The sequence below is a fragment of the Pseudoalteromonas sp. TB25 genome, from assembly GCF_000497995.1.
Lineage (GTDB): Bacteria > Pseudomonadota > Gammaproteobacteria > Enterobacterales > Alteromonadaceae > Pseudoalteromonas > Pseudoalteromonas distincta.
The window spans coordinates 1-2,053 of the sequence record NZ_AUTI01000105.1 but is presented as its reverse complement, the minus strand read 5'-3'; the positions used below and the strand labels follow the sequence as shown (position 1 = coordinate 2,053).

General features: G+C 40.3%; 1 protein-coding gene and 2 pseudogenes. All 3 read left to right on the top strand.

Annotated elements, in window-relative coordinates; all coding sequences use genetic code 11:
• A pseudogene (locus L652_RS0102245) lies at positions 1-325 on the top strand (BMP family ABC transporter substrate-binding protein); the annotation flags it as partial.
• A 74-nt stretch (positions 326-399) separates the two neighbouring features.
• Positions 400-1,776, top strand: a complete 1,377-nt coding sequence (locus L652_RS0102240) for a nucleobase:cation symporter-2 family protein (protein ID WP_029770108.1) — start codon at positions 400-402, stop codon at positions 1,774-1,776.
• A gap of 29 nt (positions 1,777-1,805) precedes the next feature.
• Positions 1,806-2,053: pseudogene (locus L652_RS0102235) on the top strand (DUF5020 domain-containing protein); the annotation flags it as partial.

Sequence of the window (2,053 nt, the reverse complement as noted above, 5' to 3'; positions counted from 1 at the left end):
GGCAGCGGTTCATCACTGGGATGAATTTTATGCAGATCGCGTACAGCAAGTACTTGACGATAAATGGCAATCACAAGATATATGGAAAGGGATAGGCTCAGGGATGACTCGCTTAGCGCCGCTAAGTAAAGACATTCCAAGTGATGTAGTGAGTGAAGTAAATGCTATTTCAGAGAAAATTGGTAAAGGTGAATTTCATCCATTTACTGGCCCTATAAAAAATCAGCAAGGTGAGCTGATTATTGATGCGGGTAAAACAATAGACGACAAAACGTTGTTGGGTATGGACTTTTATGTTGAGGGCGTTGAAGGGCAGCTTAAATAAGCCGTTAACGCAATAACAATGAGTTAATCACTTAGACAAATACAGTGGCTAACTCGCAAAACGTAGAGGTTTATATGTCAATAAATACAAGCTCGTCTGACGATATTATATATGCAGTTGATGACAAACCAGGCGTAACTGAATCATTTTTTGCCGCACTACAGCACGTACTCGCAAGCTTTGTAGGTATTATTACACCCACGCTTATTATTGGTGGTGTGCTTGGTTTAGCTGCTGAAATACCTTATTTAATTAGTATGGCATTATTTGTATCTGGTGTGGGCACGGTTATACAAGCGCGGCGTGTTGGCCCTGTGGGTTCAGGATTAATATGTGTGCAAGGTACAAGCTTTGCCTTTTTAGGGACTATTTTAGCAACAGGCTTTACCGTTAAAGCCACCGGAGGCAATAACGACGAGGTCCTTGCCACTATATTTGCAGTGTGCTTTTTGGCCGCTTTTGTTGAAGTATTTATTAGTTTTTTTATTAGTAAATTAGGCAAAATAATTAAGCCAGTAGTTACTGGTGTGGTCATCACTACTATTGGTATTTACCTAATTAAAGTAGGTATGACTGATATAGGTGGCGGGCAATGGCTACTTACTAATATGCCTGAAAAATTTGCTTCAACGAGCAACTTAATTGTTGGTTTTTCGGTTGTTGCTTTAGTGGTGCTGCTTAATGCAAGTAAAAACCAATGGGTGAGGCTAACGGCTGTGGTAGTTGCAATGATACTTGGCTGGTTACTTGCGTTTGTATTAGGTATCGCTAATTTTAAATTAGGTGAATTTGACCTAATTGCTATCCCACTGCCTTTTAAATACGGCTTTAATGTTGATTTTGGTGCACTCATAGCCTTTGGTTTTTTATACCTTATTACTGCAATTGAATCGACAGGCGATATTACTGCCAATTGTGCGGTTTCTAAGTTACCTGTTAGAGGACCTAGTTACTTAGCACGTATTCGCGGCGGTATTTTAGGTGATGGTGTTAACTCGATGATTGCCGCTTTATTTAATACTTTTCCTAATACTACTTTTAGTCAAAACAACGGCGTTATTCAGCTAACTGGAGTTGCCAGCAGATATATTGGCCTGTGGATAGGCAGTATTTTAATCATTCTTGGTTTGTTTCCTGTGATTGGCGCTGTATTACAAAATATACCTAAACCTGTTTTGGGCGGTGCAACGCTTGTAATGTTTGGCACCGTAGCAGCCGCTGGGGTCAAAATACTCGCCAGCGAAAAAATAAATCGCAGAAGTTTACTTATTATTGCGGTGAGTTTGGGGCTCGGGCTAGGTGTTAGTTTTGTACCGGAGTTGTTTGCAAACGCACCTAAGTTAGTTACTGCCATATTTGGTAGCGCAGTGACGGTGTCGGGTATCACCGCAATAATAATGACGTTGGTACTACCAGAAAATTACTCAGCAAGTACGGATCATCTTAACTAAACTAATAAAAATCATAAAAGGGATTAACAATGAAAATCAAAACAATAAAAAAATTAGCATTAGTAACTGCAATTGCAATGTGCTCAACAGGTGTATCGGCTAAAGAGCTTTGGTCTGATTTTAGTATTACCGCAATGACAGGAGCCGACTACCTAGAGCCGTTTTCAGGGGAGGAAGATGATAGAAGTGTTGTTACTATAGAGCATGCATCGGGGCATACTTGGGGCAGTACGTTCTTCTTTATGGATAGGCTAAGTAATCCCGATGAAGTGTACGG

What these genes read in the sequence shown, in the direction of transcription:
- L652_RS0102240 (WP_029770108.1), top strand. Translation starts at nt 400, where the DNA reads ATGTCAATAAATACAAGCTCGTCTGACGATATTATATATGCAGTTGAT.